This is a genomic window from Streptomyces tendae, assembly GCF_014650435.1.
Lineage (GTDB): Bacteria > Actinomycetota > Actinomycetes > Streptomycetales > Streptomycetaceae > Streptomyces > Streptomyces tendae.
Genome location: NZ_BMUY01000008.1, coordinates 52,970 through 66,113 on the forward strand (window position 1 = coordinate 52,970; position 13,144 = coordinate 66,113).

Here is a 13,144-nt window from a genome sequence, read left to right on the forward strand (position 1 = left end):
CGACCGTCCAGTACGGACCGAGGGCGGCACTCCCCGCGAGGGGGGTGCCGCCCTCGGGCGTGTCCGTCCCCCGCCCACCCCTCGCCCCCGTCCGCTATGGCCCGGGTCACATCGGGGCGCCGGGCGGAATGGTACGGCGGGGCGGCCCCGTTCCCGTTGGAGCGTGTTGCATGCGTGCGCACATACCGACCGGTACCCACCTCAGGAGCCCCCACGTGACCGTCACCCCCGCCGAGGCCGCCACCCGCGCCGCCCAACTCCTCGCCCGCCCGGCCACGATCAACGGCCTCACCGTGCCCAACCGCATCGCGATGGCGCCGATGACCCGCATGTTCTCCCCCGGCGGCGTCCCCGGCGAGGACGTGGTGTCGTACTACTCCCGCCGCGCCGCCGCCGGCGTCGGACTGATCGTCACCGAGGGCACCTACGTCGGCCACGAGTCGGCCGGACTGAGCGACCGCGTCCCGCGCTTCCACGGCGAGGAGCAGCTCGCCGGATGGGCGAAGGTCGCCGAGGCGGTGCACGCGGGAGGCGGCACGATCGTGCCGCAGCTGTGGCACATCGGCATGGTCCGCAAGGCCGGGGACCAGCCCTTCCCGGACGCCCCCGCCGTCGGCCCGTCCGGCCTGCGCATCGGCGAGGACGAGCCCACCGGCACCGCGATGACCCAGCGCGACCTGGACGACGTCATCGGTGCCTTCGCCGAGTCCGCCGCGGCCGCCGAGCGCATCGGCTTCGACGGCGTGGAGATCCACGGCGCCCACGGATACCTCGTAGACCAGTTCCTGTGGTCCGGCACCAACCGCCGCACCGACGCCTACGGCGGCGACCCCGTGTCCCGGACCAGGTTCGCCGCCGAGATCGTGGCCGCCGTACGGGAGACGGTCTCCCCGGACTTCCCCGTGATCTTCCGCTACTCCCAGTGGAAGCAGGAGGCGTACGACGCCCGCCTCGCCGAGACGCCCGAGGAGCTGGAGGCCATCCTCTCCCCGCTCGCCTCGGCCGGTGTCGACGCCTTCCACGCCTCCACCCGCCGCTACTGGCTCCCCGAGTTCGAGGACTCCGACCTCAACCTCGCCGGCTGGACCAAGAAGCTCACCGGCAAGACCGCCATCACCGTCGGCTCGGTCGGCCTCGACGGCGACTTCAACCGGGCCTTCCAGGGCGAGGGCGCCCCCGTCCGCGGCCTCGACAACCTCCTCGACCGCATGGAACGCGACGAGTTCGACCTGGTCGCCGTCGGCCGCGCGCTGCTCCAGGACCCGCAGTGGGCCGAGAAGGTCCTCACCGGCCGCTTCGACGAACTCGCCCCGTACGACGCGGCATCGCTGAAGACCCTCAGCTGAGCGCGGTGCGCACCACGGCGTAGGGTCCGGAGGATGACGATCCCTGGATCTGCCGAGTCAGTGGAACCCGTGGTGCGCACCTCCTCCGGCGCGGTGCGCGGCCGGACCGAGGACGGCCTGACCGTCTTCCGCGGCATTCCCTTCGCCCAACCCCCGGTGGGGGACGCCCGCTTCGCCGCCCCGCGCCGCCCCCGCCCCTGGGACGGCGTGCGCGACGCCCATGCCTTCGGCCCGCCGCCCCCGCAGGACCTCGGCGTCGCGGGTGCCACCGGCCTCCCGGACGTCCCCGAGGGCGACGACTGGCTCACGGTCAACGTCTGGACCCCCGCACCGGACCCGGCCGCCCACCGTCCGGTCATGGTCTGGATCCACGGCGGCGCCTACAAGATGGGCCACTCCGGCAGCCCCGCCTACGACGCCCGCCGCATAGCCGCCGACGGCGACCTCGTCGTCGTCACCCTCAACTACCGCCTGGGCATGGAGGGATTCGCCCACATCGAGGGCGCCCCCGCCAACCGGGGCCTGCTCGACCAGATCGCGGCGCTGGTCTGGGTGCAGGAGAACATCGCCGGGTTCGGCGGCGACCCCCACCGGGTCACCGTCTTCGGCGAGTCGGCCGGCGCCGGTTCCGTGGCCGCCCTGCTCGCCATGCCCCGAGCGGCCGGGCTCTTCCGGCGGGCCGTCGCCCAGAGCGTGCCGGGCACGTTCTTCTCCACCGCCCTCGCCGCCGACATCGGCACCGCCCTCGCCGCCGAGCTGGGCCTGCGCCCGACCGTCGAAGACCTCTCGGAGGTCACGCCGGACCAGCTCGTCAAGGCGGGCCAGGCCCTCGCCCCGAAGATGCCGGGCAACGTCCCCCGCTGGGGCCAGGCGGCGCCCACGGTCACCCCGTACGCGCCCGTCGTGGACGGCGAGTTCCTGCCCGTCGCGCCCTGGCGGGCGCTCGCCTCCGGCGCGGCCCGCGACGTCGAGCTGATCGCCGGTCACAACCGCGACGAGAACCGCCTGTTCACCGCCATGGCGGGCAAGCTCGGCGAGATCGGCGAGGACCGCGCGAGCGCCGCGCTGCGCCTGTACGCCCCGGGTGGCGAGGCCGCCTACCGCGCCGCGTTCCCGGACGCGTCGGCCAACGATCTCTACGAACGCGTCCAGACCGACTGGCTGTTCGCGATGCCGTCCCTGCACCTGGCCGAGGCCCAGCTCGCGGGCGGCGGCCGGGCCCACGTCTACGAACTCACCTGGCCCGCGCCCGCCTTCGACGGCGCCCTGGGCGCCTGTCACGCCCTGGACATCCCGCTCCTCTTCGGCACCTTCCAGGAAAGCCTCGCGCTGCTCCAGTTCGGTGGCGCGGAGCCGTCCGCGGAGGCGCTGGCCCTGTCGTCCCGCTTCCGCGCCGCCTGGACGGCCTTCGCCCGCACCGGTGACCCGGGCTGGCCCGCGTACGACACGCAGCGGCGCCTGGTCCAGGTCCTGGATGCCGAGCCGACGGTCGCGCCGTACCCGGAGGAGACCTCCCGGCGCCTCTGGGAGGGGCACGAGTTCACGGCGCTGCCGCTGGTCGGACCGGAGGCGTGATGTCCCTGGGACCGCTGGAACTGACCGACGGCCGTTGGCGAGTCGGGGACGCCACACGGCCCGACACCCACTGGGTGGAGTTTCGCCCGGAAGGGCTCCACCAGCACGAGCCGGACTCCGAGGGGCAGTTGGTCCCGTGGTCCAGGATCATGAACGGCATCAGGATCACCTGGGGCAAGCACCCCTGGGACACGAACAACAGGGGCCTGTACACGCTGAGGGGCATGGTCGCCACGCGTGACGGCGGCTGGTTGCACATGACGCTGCGCCACCCCTACGAGGATCACCAACTGCGCTTCGACCAGCACGCGCGCCCTTACCGGGCGGTTGACGCGCTCCGCCTCGAGGCCCTGCTGCGGCAGCTCACCGATGAGGGGAAGCTCCAGCTCCTCGGTGATCCGGACTGGGTGGGGCGTGCCGCGGCGCACCTGGCCGACGGGGAGAACCGTCGGATCACCAGCCGTTCGCTGCGGCAGGCGGTGGCGGAGGCCCTGGCGGCGGCCGGCCCCGTCGGCCCCTGACGGATCACGCGGGCGGCCAGGCGCGCAGGGCCGTGTCGGCCACCCGCTGGAGGTCTTCCCGGGTGGCGCCGCCGGTGGCCTGCACGGAGATGCCGTTGGCGAACGTCATGAGGTAGCGGGCGATGTGCAGGGGGTCCGTGCCGGGCGGCAGGTCGCCGTCGTCGACGGCCTGCCGGAACCGGTCGCGGAGTTGGGCGACGCCCGCTTCGCGCCAGTCGGCCAGCAGGTCACGGGCGGAGCGCCCGGTCTCGCCGGCGGCGAGTGAGCCCTGGACGCCCAGGCAGCCGGACGGGCAGTCGGGGCGGGTGCTGACCTGGACGGCGCCCTTCAGGAACGCGGTCGCCACCTCGCGTGCGGTCGGTTCCCGCAGGGCGCGGGCGACGTAGGAGGCGGGGCCCTCCTCGTAGCGTTCGAGCGCCTTGCGGAACAGGTCCTCCTTGTTGCCGAAGGCCGCGTACATGCTGGTGCGGGTGATGCCCATGGCGCCGGTCAGGTCGGTGAGGCTGGCGCCCTCGTAGCCCTGCTCCCAGAAGACCCGCATGGCCTTCTCCAGCGCCTCGTCGGCGTCGAAGCCCCTCGGCCGGCCGATCGGCCCCTTCTGTCGCGTCTCCATGGCGTCAGTCTACTCCTTCCGTATCGATCGGTACGGATGTGTTACGGTCGCATTCAGTACCGATCGGTACCGAAGTTTGCGGAACCTTGCGGAGGTCTTTCACCATGGGACAGCTCGAAGGCAGGACGGCCGTCGTCACCGGCGGCGGCACCGGGATCGGCCTGGCCAGTGCGGTGCGGCTGGCGGACGAGGGTGCGCACGTGTTCATCACCGGGCGGCGCAAGGCCGCGCTGGACGAGGCCGTGGAGATCATCGGCGCCGAGCGGGTCACGGCGATTGCCGGCGACGTCTCGGACCCGGCCGACCTGGACCGGCTCTACGACGCGGTCCGCGCCCGCGGCCGGGGGCTCGACGTGGTCTTCGCCAACGCGGCGACCGCCTCGCTCGTGCCGCTGGAGGAGATCACCGAGGAGCGGTTCGAGGAGATCTTCGGCGTCAACGTGCGGGGCACGCTCTTCACCGTGCAGAAGGCGCTGCCGCTGCTCAACGACGGTGCCTCGGTGATCCTCAACGCCTCCACCGCCGCCGACAACGGCGCCGAGGCGTTCAGTCTGTACGCCGCCTCCAAGGCCGCCGTCCGGACCTTCGCACGGGGCTGGGCCAACGAACTCAAGGGCCGCGGCGTCAGGGTCAACGCGATCTCCCCGGGCCCGGTCGACACCCCCGGGATCACCAACCTCTTCGGCGAGTCGAACGCCCCCGCCGTCCACACCAAACTCGCCGGGGACACCGCGATCGGCCGGATGGGGCGCCCCGAGGAGGTCGCCGCGGTGGTCGCCTTCCTGGCCTCGGACCAGAGCAGCTTCGTCCTCGGCGCCAACTGGTACGTCGACGGCGGCGAGAACCAGATCTGACCCGGCGGCGGGATCAGTCCCGGGCCGGTCCGTCCGGCGCGACGATGCGGTCGACCGCCGCCGTCACCAACCGGTCCCGCTCCTCCTCGGTGAACACGTCCGGCAGCGTGAGCCGTTCGACGATCAGCCAGTTCAGGGCGAGCATGAGCAGCTTGACGGCCATGGCGTCGCCGGGGAGACCGGATGCCTCGTGGTGGGCGACGTTGGCGGCGACGTCCTCGCGGACGCGTTCGGTCAGCACCGCGCGCAGCTCGGGGCGCCGGGTGGCCTCCAGGCGCAGTTCGAGCAGGGCGAGGTAGCCGGTGCGGAACCCGGCGACCCGGTCGACCAGTTCGCGCATCAGCCGTACATAGGTGTCACGGTCGCGAGGGGCCGTGCGCTGGCGCGCGAGGGCGGCCTCGCCGGGGTGCAGCCGCTCGTAGACGCGGGCGCCCGCCTGGGTGAGCAGGTCGTCCCGGTTGGCGAAGTAGTTGGACGCGGTGCCGGGCGGGACGGCCGCCTCCGTGTCCACCGCCCGGAAGGTCAGCCCCCGGGCACCCTGCGCGGCCAGCACCTCGATCGCCGCGTCGACGAGGGCCGCACGGCGCTGGTCGTTCCGTCTCACCACGTCACAGACCGCCCATCGGCTCGATGTCCACCCGTACCGGCGTGCCCCACACCCGCAGCACCTCGTAGTCCGTGAACTCGTGGACGATCCGGTACGCCATCGCCGCGTGCGGGCCGCGCAGTTGGGCCGCGATGTACAGCTCGGCCTCGCGGCGGTCGCGGCGCGGGGTGCCGCACAGCTGCCACGCCTGACCGGTCCACTGCTCGGGCAGCCAGCGCTGCTGGGGCTGCGGCCGGTCGCCCCGGACGCCGTACCGGGACTGGACCGGCTCCGCCGGCCGGGCCGGCAGCGGTCCGCCGCTGTACTCGGCGCGGCGGGCCGTGCGCCGGCGGGTCTCGCACAGCAGGCACAGGTCGGGGGCGGCGCTGTCGACCGGCCCGTTCGGGTGCTCCGGGCAGCGGGTGCTGGGGGCCGCCGTGGTGACGCTCTCCTCCAGCTGGTCCAGCGCACGCTTCAGGTCCGCGCGGACCTCGTGCAGCTTGGCCTCCGGGGTGTCGGCGGTCAGGGCCTCGCCGTGCTCACCGAGGAGGCGCAGGGCGCGGCCCAGGGCGGTCAGCTGGGCGTGGTTCATGCTTCTCAGAATCGCACACGGTGCGGACGGCGCCGGGCCCGCGGGCGGACCGGAGGAGGTGCGGCGGTCAGCCGAGCGCCGCCGCCATCGCCGCCCGAAGGTGGCCGCCGGACTCCGCGAGCAGCCGGGCGGCCGTCGGGCCGTCCACGTCGGCCAGCAGGACCAGGATCGCGTGCTTGACCTCGCCGTCGGTCGCCGTCAGGGCCCGCTCGATGTCGTCGTCGGCGGCACCGGTGGCGAGCGCGACGATGCGGCGCGAGCGGGCCCGCAGCTTCTCGTTGGAGGCCCGGACGTCCACCATCAGGTTCCCGTACGTCTTGCCGAGCCGGATCATCGTGATCGTCGACAGCATGTTCAGGACCAGCTTCTGCGCGGTGCCCGCCTTCAGCCGCGTCGAGCCGGTGAGCAGCTCGGGCCCGGTGACCACCTCGATGCCGTGCTCGGCGGCCGCGGCCAGGGCGCTGCCCCGGTTGCAGGCGAGGCCGACGGTCAGGGCGCCGAGCGAGCGCGCGTACTCGACGGCGCCGACGGCGTACGGGGTCCGCCCGGAGGCGGAGACGCCGACCACCGTGTCGTCGGCGGTCAGGGCGAGGGCCTCCAGGTCGGCACGGGCCAGCTCGGGGGAGTCCTCGGCGCCCTCGATGGAGGTGACCATGGCGTCCGGGCCGCCCGCGATCAGGCCGACGACCTGCCCGGGGGAGGTGTTGAAGGTCGGCGGGCACTCGGAGGCGTCCAGCACGCCGAGCCGTCCGGCCGTACCGGCGCCCGCGTAGACCAGCCGCCCGCCGTGCGCCATCCGGGCGGCCACGGCGTCGATGGCGGCGGCGATCTCCGGCAGCCGCTCGGCCACGGCGGCGGCCACAGCGGCGTCCTCGCCGTTCATCAGGCGGGTGATGTCGAGCGTCGGCAACTGATCGATCTCAGCCAACTCCGGCCGAAACGCCTCAGTGGCCAACGTCTCCAACTGAGAACGCAGATCGGGGTGATGGGGGGTGGAGGTCATAAGAATGCGGCCCTTTTCAACGTGCGATGCCTGTACTAACCCAGGGGCGCGGGTCTGTTTCGATCTGCGGCTCCGCCGCGTGGGCGCGACCAGCCACAGCGGACCCGCGGCGCCCCACACAGCTCAAGCCCTACGGTCCCCCGCGACCCCGCGGAGCGCCCCGTGCCGATGCGCCAACGCCTCGTACGACGCCGCCAGAGCCGGCGCGGCCGACTCGTAGATCCGCTGCGCCACCCCCACGAACAGGCAGTCCACGACCAGCAGCTGGCTGGTCCGGGACGACATCGCCGCCGGTCGCAGCTCGCTCTCCCGGGCGGTGGACGTGGTCAGCACGTGGTCGGCGTACTGGGTGACGGAGCTGTCGGGGCGGCCGGTGACGGCGATGGTCGTCGCGCCCCGTTCGAAGGCGACCCGCAGCGGTTCGATGACGTCCCCGGTCGAGCCGGAGTGCGTGATCGCCACGGCCACGTCCCCCGCCTGCAACTGCACCGCGTTGGTGACGGCGAGGTGCGGGTCGCCCGGCGCGTGGGCTATGAGCCCTATGCGCAGCATCTTCTGGGTGAGATCCTGGGCGACCAGGTTGGAGGCGCCGATGCCGTACACGTCGGTGCGCCGGGCGGCGGCCAGTGCGGCGACGGCCGCGCCGAGCTGGACGGTGTCCAGTCCGGCGGCCGTGTCCGCGAGGGTCTGCTGCTCGTCGTAGGCCAGCTTGGCGACCACGTCGGCGATCGGGTCGTCGACCGCGATGTCCGTCGTGATGGCGGGTGCGCGGCCGGACTGCTGCTGGGCGGCCAGCCCGGCGAGGGCGAGGCGCAGGTCCCGGTAGCCGGGGTAGCCGAGCAGCCGGGCGGTGCGGACGACGGTCGCCTCGCTGGTGCCGGTCAGCTCGGCCAGGCCGGTGACCGTGAGGGCCGCGCAGCCGGCCGGGTCGCCCGCGACGGCCTCGGCGACCCGCTGCATGGACCGGGTCATCGACGGCGCCAGGGTACGGACCTTGGCCGCGAGGGCGGCGGGCGCGGGCGGTGCGGGCGGCGCGGGTGGTGCGCTCCCGCCGCCGGCGGCACGGCGGCCCCCGGAAGCGTTCACGAAAGTTTCCTTCACTTCATCGGTCACTCATGAAAGATATTTTCGTTTCGGTCCGCGGGTCAAGAGTGCGCACAATGGGTGCATGAACCCCATCAGCCCCCTGGAGCAGGCCCTGCATGCCGCACGCGCCCTCGTGCTCGCCGACCTGGTGGCGGGCGAGGTCGCCGAACCGGACGTGGTCTCGCTGGTCGAGGAGTCCGTCGTGCAGCGGCGCTGGTGGGTCGAGCAGTGGCCCGAGGGCGCGGAGTTCGTGGCCGGGCTGGTCGCGCAGGACGTGCAGGACGCGCTGCTGGAGCGGTACGGCCGCTGGCCGCTGTGCCCGGTGTGCGGCTCCGGCGACCCGCACGCGCTGGACGTCGAGCCCGAGCTGGGTCCCGACCCGCACTGGGTGTGCGGCAAGGCCGGCGTGAAGGTCGCGGCCGTCGGCTCGCTGGGCGCGGCCACCGGCGGTGCCCCCTCGTGAGGACCCTCCGGTGACCCTCTACATCGACCCGCCGACCTGGCCGGGCCACGGCCGTCTCTGGTCCCACCTGGTCAGCGACGCCTCCTACGCCGAACTGCACGCCTTCGCCGAGGCCCTGGGCGTGCCGCGGCGCGCCTTCGAACGCGACCACTACGACCTGCCCGCCCACCGGTACGCCGACGCGGTGTCCGCCGGCGCGCTGGAGGTCAGCAGCCGCGAGGTGGTGCGGCTGCTGCACGGGGCGGGACTGCGCCGCCGCAAGGGGGCCTCCCGCGCCGCCGCCCCGGGTGCTCAGCGGCGCAGCTCGTAGACGAACTGCCCGCCGTCCTCGGCGTCCCCGCCGTCCTCCGCGCCGTCCCCGGTGATCCGGACGAACCCGGCGCGGGCGATGACGGCCTGCGACGCGGTGTTCTCCGGCTCGGTCGTCGCGCGCACGGAGGTCACCGCCTCCCGGCCCAGCGCCCAGTCGGACAGCGCACGCAGCCCCTCGGTCGCGTAGCCGTTGCCCCGGGCCGCCTCGACGAGGTCGTAGCCGATCTCCACCCGGCCCTGCTCGTCCGGCACCCCGTGGAAGCCGATGCCGCCGACCGCGCGCCCGTCCTCGCGCCGGACGAGGACGAAGACCCCCCACACCGGGCGGTGGACCCCCGTCTCGTACGTCTTCACCAGCATTCCGGCGGCGTCCCGGGTGCCCTGGTAGGGCCCGCCGTCGACCCAAGCGAAGCCGCCGTCGCCGCCCGCGGCGAGGTCGGTGGCGGCGGCGGGCGTGAGGCCCTGGAGGGTGAGCCGCTCGGCCGGGATCACCAGGTTGCTGCGCCAGCGCCACTCGGTGACCGGGGCCCGTCCGGGCAGGTCGCCGCGGCCGGTGGCCCACAGCAGGGTGCGCCAGGGGTCGGTGTCGGGCCTCACGTGCGGGAAGAGCCGGGCGAGGAGGTCCGCGCACCGCTCGGCGGGCGGTTCGTAGGCCAGCCCGAGACCTTCGGCGATGTCGTGCGTGTGCAGGAACACCTCGGTGATCCCCATCGCGGCGAAGCCCTCGCGGTCCGTGCTGCGGAAGGGGAACGGATGGAAGGCCCGGACCTCGCGCGGGGTGGTGCGGACGGCGGCGGCGAGCAGCGCGCCGGTCGTCTCGATGACCTGGAGGACGCCCTCGTTGTCGGCCGGGTCCAAGCCGTCTTCCCTGCCGTCCAGGGTGATCATGAACGGCACGTACGCCTCGGTGGCGCGTCCGGCGAGCTGGCCGGCGTAGGCGATGAGATTGCTCGCGACGTGCTCCGCCGTGTACCGGCAGTCCCAGTCGAGCCGTCCGGCTCGTGTCGCGCGCCAGTCCCGGTCCGTCGCCGTGCGCAGCAGCGCGACGGCACCCGCGACGGCCTCTTCCACCTGTTCCCCGCCCAGTGTTCGCATGCGGGGCAGGCTAGAGGCCGGGGCTGTCCGGCAGCGACAGCATTTCCAGCTCGCCGGTGAGGTTGTGGCGGGCGGTCGCCTCCCACTCCCGCCGTCCGTGCGGGGTGTGGAACAGGCTGGGCAGGTCGAGGAGTTGGCGCAGGATCGCGGCCCGGCCCTCGCGGAAGGCGTCGTTCGGCACGAAGTGGTACTCCTCGCGCACGGCCGCCGTGTACGCCGCGTACGCCGACGGCGGCGAGGCCAGGATCGCCAGGTCCGCGTCGCACAGCACCTGCCCGTCGCGGTCGTCGGCGGCCGGGGCGTGCGTCACGGTGAGCCGCACCAACCGGGCCACCTCGGCGGTCCGCGCCGCCGGCACCCCGGCCTCGGGCAGGGCGCGCTCGGCGAGCCGGGCCGAGCGCTCCTCGTTCTCGGACCGGTCAGGCCGGTAGACGGCGTCGTGGAACCACGCGGCGAGCCGCACCACGTCCACGTCGTCGGCGTGCTGGGCCAGTGCGTCGACGTGGTCCAGGACCGCCGTGAGGTGCGCCAGCGTGTGGTAGCGCCGCTGGGGCTCCTGCCAGCGGGCGAGCAGATCGTCGGCGTACGGCGCGGAGTCGGGGACGGCGGTGCGCGTGTCGGGGACGGCGGCGCTCGTGTCGGGCGCCGGGCCGTGGGCGGCGGCTCCCGCCAGGGCGCGGGCGAAGCGGGAGCGCAGGACGTCGAGGTCGGCCATGGCCGCATTCTTCCAGATAATGTTCGTGATAACTTCTAACCGAAGTGCTCGCGTTCCCGGCGGGTGGCCGGGCGGACTCGAAAGGCGGCGGGCGGACCATGCCGGAGGCGCGTACCAGCACCCCGCGCGAGCGGTATCGCACCCAGGTGCGCGCGGAGATCAAGGAACACGCGTGGGAGCAGATCGCCACGGCGGGCGCCTCCGCGCTCTCCCTCAACGCGATCGCCAAGCGGATGGGCATGAGTGGGCCCGCGCTCTACCGCTACTTCGACGGCCGCGACGAGCTGATCACGGAACTCATCCGGGACGCCTACCGCAGCCAGGCCGACGCCTTCCGGGCGGCCGCCGGGGCCGGTGCCGACCTGACCGGTCTCGCGCACGCCCTGCGCGCCTGGGCCCTGGACGACCCGCAGCGCTACTTCCTCATCTTCGGCACCCCCGTCCCCGGCTACCGGGCGCCCGACGACATCACCGAGATCGCCGCCGAGACCATGGCGGTCATCGTCGACGCCTGTGCAGCGCTGCCGCCCGGACCGGCGCTGGAGGGCGCCGCCGGCGCGTTCGACACCCACCTGGAGACCCACCGGCGGTGGGCGGGCGACCGTCCGGCGCCCCCCGCCGCCCTCCGCAGGGCCCTGTCCTTCTGGTCCCGGCTGCACGGCGTCCTGTCCCTGGAACTCGCCGGCCAGTTCACCGGCATGGGATTCGATCCCGCTCTTCTTTTCGCGGCCGAACTGGAGGACCTGCTCGGGCCCTAACGTGGAGCCATGACGACTCCCGCAGACCTGCGCGACGTACGCGACCCCGAGCTGCCCGGCCGGCTGCTGACCCTCGAACGCGACGAACTGGTGCCCCTGTTGCGCTCCCGCGCGGACGCGGACTTCGCGCTGCCGGTGGCCGCGTGTCCGGGCTGGACGGTGCGCGACGTGCTGGCGCACTGCTCCAGCGCCCTGATCCGGGTGGTGGAGCGGCGCTTCGAGAAGGGCGTCTTCTCGCCCGAGTGCAACGACCGCGACATCGCCGAACGCGCCGACTGGAGCAACGCCCGGGTCGTCGACGAACTGGAACGCGGCATGACCGAGGCGGGCCCGGTGATCGCCCGGTCGGACGGCAGGCTGGACGCCGTCGCACTGGGCGAGTGGGTGCACGCCGGTGACGTACGGGTGACCTTCGGCGAGCCGGGGGCGTACGCCGGGCGCGGGTTGCCGGAGGCGCTTGCGCTGCTCGGCACGATCACCCGGGCGCGCGGTCACCTGCCGCTCCACGCCGACCTGGACGACCTCGACGAGCCGCTGAAGCTCGGCGAGGCGAGCGGTGAGCGGCCGCCGGGCCGCTACATCGGCGACGGCCCCACCCTCCTGCGGCTCTACGCGGGCCGCCCTCTGGACGGCGCGGCGGCGTACGAGCTGGCCGGGGTGGAGGCGGCGGAGCTGAACATCTTCGGCGACTGAGCGGCGGCGCGGGCACCCGGGCCTGCCGTTGGGGCGTAGTCTTGGATTGGACTAGACCTGTAGCAGGCCGACGAATGGGGTCCCATGAGCAAGCGTGCAGTCCTGGAGGTGATCGCCCTCGACGTCGAGGACGCGGTCGCCGCCCAGGCCGGAGGCGCGGATCGCCTCGAACTGGTCACCGACATGGCGGCCGACGGACTCACCCCGTCGGCCGCGACCGTCGCCGCGATCCGTGCCGCCGTCGACATCGACGTACGGGTGATGCTCCGGCTCGCGGACGGGTTCGCCGCCGGTGACGTCGAGCGTCTGACACGCGTCGCCGACGAGATGCGGGAGGCCGGGGCCACGCAGTTCGTACTGGGGTTCCTCGACGCGGAGGGCGACGTGGACCTCGGCGCGGTGGAGCGGATCGCCGAGGTGCTCGACGGGTGCCGGTGGACCTTCCACCGCGCGATCGACCGCGCCGCGAACCGGGACGCGCTGCGCAAGCAGCTCGCGGACTTCCCCGGCCTGGACACGTATCTGACGGCCGGGGCGGCCGGGGGCGTGGACGACGGCCTGACCGTGCTGCTCGCGGAGGCGCGGCGGCGGGGGGAGCCGGGGTACGAGCAGCAGCTGCTGGTCGGCGGCGGGCTGCGGCTCGACCACGTGCCGGGGTTGTTGGACGCGGGGATCGACGGGTTCCACATCGGCGGCGCGGCGCGGCCCGCCGGGTGGGCGGGGGCGGTGTCGGCGGACGCGGTTTCTCAGTGGCGCCGGGTGCTGGGGGGTTGAGCGGTGCACCTGCGCTGGTGCTCGCGGAGGAAGGCGTCACTTGCCCGCGTTGGCGGGTTGCCGCTGCGCCCACCCGTGCCGCCTGGGGGTACCTCCCAGGCCGTTCAGGCACTGGGGGAGGCACGACTGCCCGCAGCGGCGGCGGGCGACTGCCCGCA

16 protein-coding genes are annotated in these 13,144 nt (G+C 73.9%); 9 read left to right on the plus strand and 7 right to left on the minus strand.

Annotation, left to right across the window (positions count from 1 at the left end; genetic code table 11):
• Nucleotides 1–215: 215 nt before the first annotated feature.
• The 3 genes from IE258_RS21445 to IE258_RS21455 are packed head-to-tail and all read left to right on the plus strand — an operon-like array spanning nt 216 to nt 3,442.
• A complete protein-coding gene (locus IE258_RS21445) occupies nt 216–1,346 on the plus strand; it encodes an NADH:flavin oxidoreductase (protein WP_189745877.1) in 1,131 nt (376 codons plus the stop codon).
• A gap of 33 nt (nt 1,347–1,379) precedes the next feature.
• Nucleotides 1,380–2,921 carry a carboxylesterase/lipase family protein gene (locus tag IE258_RS21450; RefSeq protein ID WP_189745879.1) on the plus strand — a complete coding sequence of 514 codons (1,542 nt, stop codon included), beginning with the start codon at nt 1,380–1,382 and terminating at the stop codon, nt 2,919–2,921.
• On the plus strand, nt 2,921–3,442 hold the full coding sequence (locus IE258_RS21455; protein WP_189745881.1) for a hypothetical protein: 522 nt from the start codon (nt 2,921–2,923) through the stop codon (nt 3,440–3,442). Before IE258_RS21450 ends, IE258_RS21455 begins: the two co-directional genes overlap by 1 nt.
• A 4-nt stretch (nt 3,443–3,446) precedes the next feature.
• Here IE258_RS21455 and IE258_RS21460 read toward each other — a convergent pair whose 3' ends face one another.
• Nucleotides 3,447–4,055 carry a TetR/AcrR family transcriptional regulator gene (locus tag IE258_RS21460; RefSeq protein WP_189745882.1) on the minus strand — a complete coding sequence of 203 codons (609 nt, stop codon included), beginning with the start codon at nt 4,053–4,055 and terminating at the stop codon, nt 3,447–3,449.
• Between the two features lie 104 nt (nt 4,056–4,159).
• Here IE258_RS21460 and IE258_RS21465 point away from each other — a divergent pair, with 104 nt between their 5' ends.
• Nucleotides 4,160–4,909 (plus strand): SDR family NAD(P)-dependent oxidoreductase, encoded by a 750-nt coding sequence (locus IE258_RS21465; RefSeq protein WP_189745885.1) that lies wholly within the window; start codon nt 4,160–4,162, stop codon nt 4,907–4,909.
• 13 nt (nt 4,910–4,922) lie between these two features.
• Here IE258_RS21465 and IE258_RS21470 read toward each other — a convergent pair whose 3' ends face one another.
• From IE258_RS21470 to IE258_RS21485, 4 genes are all read right to left on the minus strand, one after another.
• Nucleotides 4,923–5,516: a TetR/AcrR family transcriptional regulator gene (locus IE258_RS21470; RefSeq protein WP_189745887.1), complete on the minus strand. Its 594-nt coding sequence runs from the start codon at nt 5,514–5,516 to the stop codon at nt 4,923–4,925.
• A gap of 1 nt (nt 5,517) precedes the next feature.
• Nucleotides 5,518–6,087, minus strand: coding sequence for a hypothetical protein (locus IE258_RS21475; RefSeq protein WP_189745889.1), 570 nt, complete (start codon nt 6,085–6,087; stop codon nt 5,518–5,520).
• A gap of 67 nt (nt 6,088–6,154) precedes the next feature.
• Nucleotides 6,155–7,090, minus strand: a complete 936-nt coding sequence (gene murQ, locus IE258_RS21480) for an N-acetylmuramic acid 6-phosphate etherase (RefSeq protein WP_189745891.1) — start codon at nt 7,088–7,090, stop codon at nt 6,155–6,157.
• 123 nt (nt 7,091–7,213) lie between these two features.
• On the minus strand, nt 7,214–8,203 hold the full coding sequence (locus tag IE258_RS21485; protein ID WP_373309875.1) for a MurR/RpiR family transcriptional regulator: 990 nt from the start codon (nt 8,201–8,203) through the stop codon (nt 7,214–7,216).
• 55 nt (nt 8,204–8,258) lie between these two features.
• Between IE258_RS21485 and IE258_RS21490 the strand changes: the two genes are divergently transcribed.
• Both IE258_RS21490 and IE258_RS21495 read left to right on the plus strand, forming a co-directional pair.
• On the plus strand, nt 8,259–8,639 hold the full coding sequence (locus tag IE258_RS21490) for a DUF8819 family protein (RefSeq protein WP_030186269.1): 381 nt from the start codon (nt 8,259–8,261) through the stop codon (nt 8,637–8,639).
• A gap of 10 nt (nt 8,640–8,649) precedes the next feature.
• Complete coding sequence (locus IE258_RS21495) at nt 8,650–8,949, plus strand: DUF4031 domain-containing protein (RefSeq protein WP_189745896.1); 300 nt, start codon at nt 8,650–8,652, stop codon at nt 8,947–8,949.
• Here the strand turns inward: IE258_RS21495 and IE258_RS21500 are convergent.
• Nucleotides 8,931–10,046, minus strand: a complete 1,116-nt coding sequence (locus IE258_RS21500; RefSeq protein WP_189745898.1) for a GNAT family N-acetyltransferase — start codon at nt 10,044–10,046, stop codon at nt 8,931–8,933. The genes IE258_RS21495 and IE258_RS21500 overlap by 19 nt on opposite strands.
• A gap of 10 nt (nt 10,047–10,056) precedes the next feature.
• The gene (locus IE258_RS21505; protein ID WP_189745900.1) at nt 10,057–10,761 is read right to left on the minus strand and encodes an HD domain-containing protein; all 705 of its coding nucleotides are present in this window, start codon (nt 10,759–10,761) and stop codon (nt 10,057–10,059) included.
• A gap of 98 nt (nt 10,762–10,859) precedes the next feature.
• Between IE258_RS21505 and IE258_RS21510 the strand changes: the two genes are divergently transcribed.
• The 3 genes from IE258_RS21510 to IE258_RS21520 all read left to right on the plus strand — a co-directional run bounded on the left by IE258_RS21510 (nt 10,860) and on the right by IE258_RS21520 (nt 12,986).
• Nucleotides 10,860–11,519, plus strand: a complete 660-nt coding sequence (locus tag IE258_RS21510; protein ID WP_189745902.1) for a TetR/AcrR family transcriptional regulator — start codon at nt 10,860–10,862, stop codon at nt 11,517–11,519.
• A 9-nt stretch (nt 11,520–11,528) separates the two neighbouring features.
• Nucleotides 11,529–12,212: a maleylpyruvate isomerase family mycothiol-dependent enzyme gene (locus tag IE258_RS21515; RefSeq protein ID WP_189745904.1), complete on the plus strand. Its 684-nt coding sequence runs from the start codon at nt 11,529–11,531 to the stop codon at nt 12,210–12,212.
• An 84-nt stretch (nt 12,213–12,296) separates the two neighbouring features.
• Nucleotides 12,297–12,986, plus strand: a complete 690-nt coding sequence (locus IE258_RS21520) for a copper homeostasis protein CutC (RefSeq protein ID WP_189745906.1) — start codon at nt 12,297–12,299, stop codon at nt 12,984–12,986.
• The last annotated feature ends 158 nt before the right edge of the window (nt 12,987–13,144 follow it).

Coding starts and splice junctions, on each gene's coding strand:
- IE258_RS21455 (WP_189745881.1), top strand. CDS start 2,921: ATGTCCCTGGGACCGCTGGAACTGACCGACGGCCGTTGGCGAGTCGGG.
- IE258_RS21460 (WP_189745882.1), bottom strand. CDS start 4,055: ATGGAGACGCGACAGAAGGGGCCGATCGGCCGGCCGAGGGGCTTCGAC.
- IE258_RS21450 (WP_189745879.1), top strand. CDS start 1,380: ATGACGATCCCTGGATCTGCCGAGTCAGTGGAACCCGTGGTGCGCACC.
- IE258_RS21510 (WP_189745902.1), top strand. CDS start 10,860: ATGCCGGAGGCGCGTACCAGCACCCCGCGCGAGCGGTATCGCACCCAG.
- IE258_RS21500 (WP_189745898.1), bottom strand. CDS start 10,046: ATGCGAACACTGGGCGGGGAACAGGTGGAAGAGGCCGTCGCGGGTGCC.
- IE258_RS21490 (WP_030186269.1), top strand. CDS start 8,259: ATGAACCCCATCAGCCCCCTGGAGCAGGCCCTGCATGCCGCACGCGCC.
- IE258_RS21515 (WP_189745904.1), top strand. CDS start 11,529: ATGACGACTCCCGCAGACCTGCGCGACGTACGCGACCCCGAGCTGCCC.
- IE258_RS21505 (WP_189745900.1), bottom strand. CDS start 10,761: ATGGCCGACCTCGACGTCCTGCGCTCCCGCTTCGCCCGCGCCCTGGCG.
- murQ (WP_189745891.1), bottom strand. CDS start 7,090: ATGACCTCCACCCCCCATCACCCCGATCTGCGTTCTCAGTTGGAGACG.
- IE258_RS21475 (WP_189745889.1), bottom strand. CDS start 6,087: ATGAACCACGCCCAGCTGACCGCCCTGGGCCGCGCCCTGCGCCTCCTC.
- IE258_RS21520 (WP_189745906.1), top strand. CDS start 12,297: ATGAGCAAGCGTGCAGTCCTGGAGGTGATCGCCCTCGACGTCGAGGAC.
- IE258_RS21465 (WP_189745885.1), top strand. CDS start 4,160: ATGGGACAGCTCGAAGGCAGGACGGCCGTCGTCACCGGCGGCGGCACC.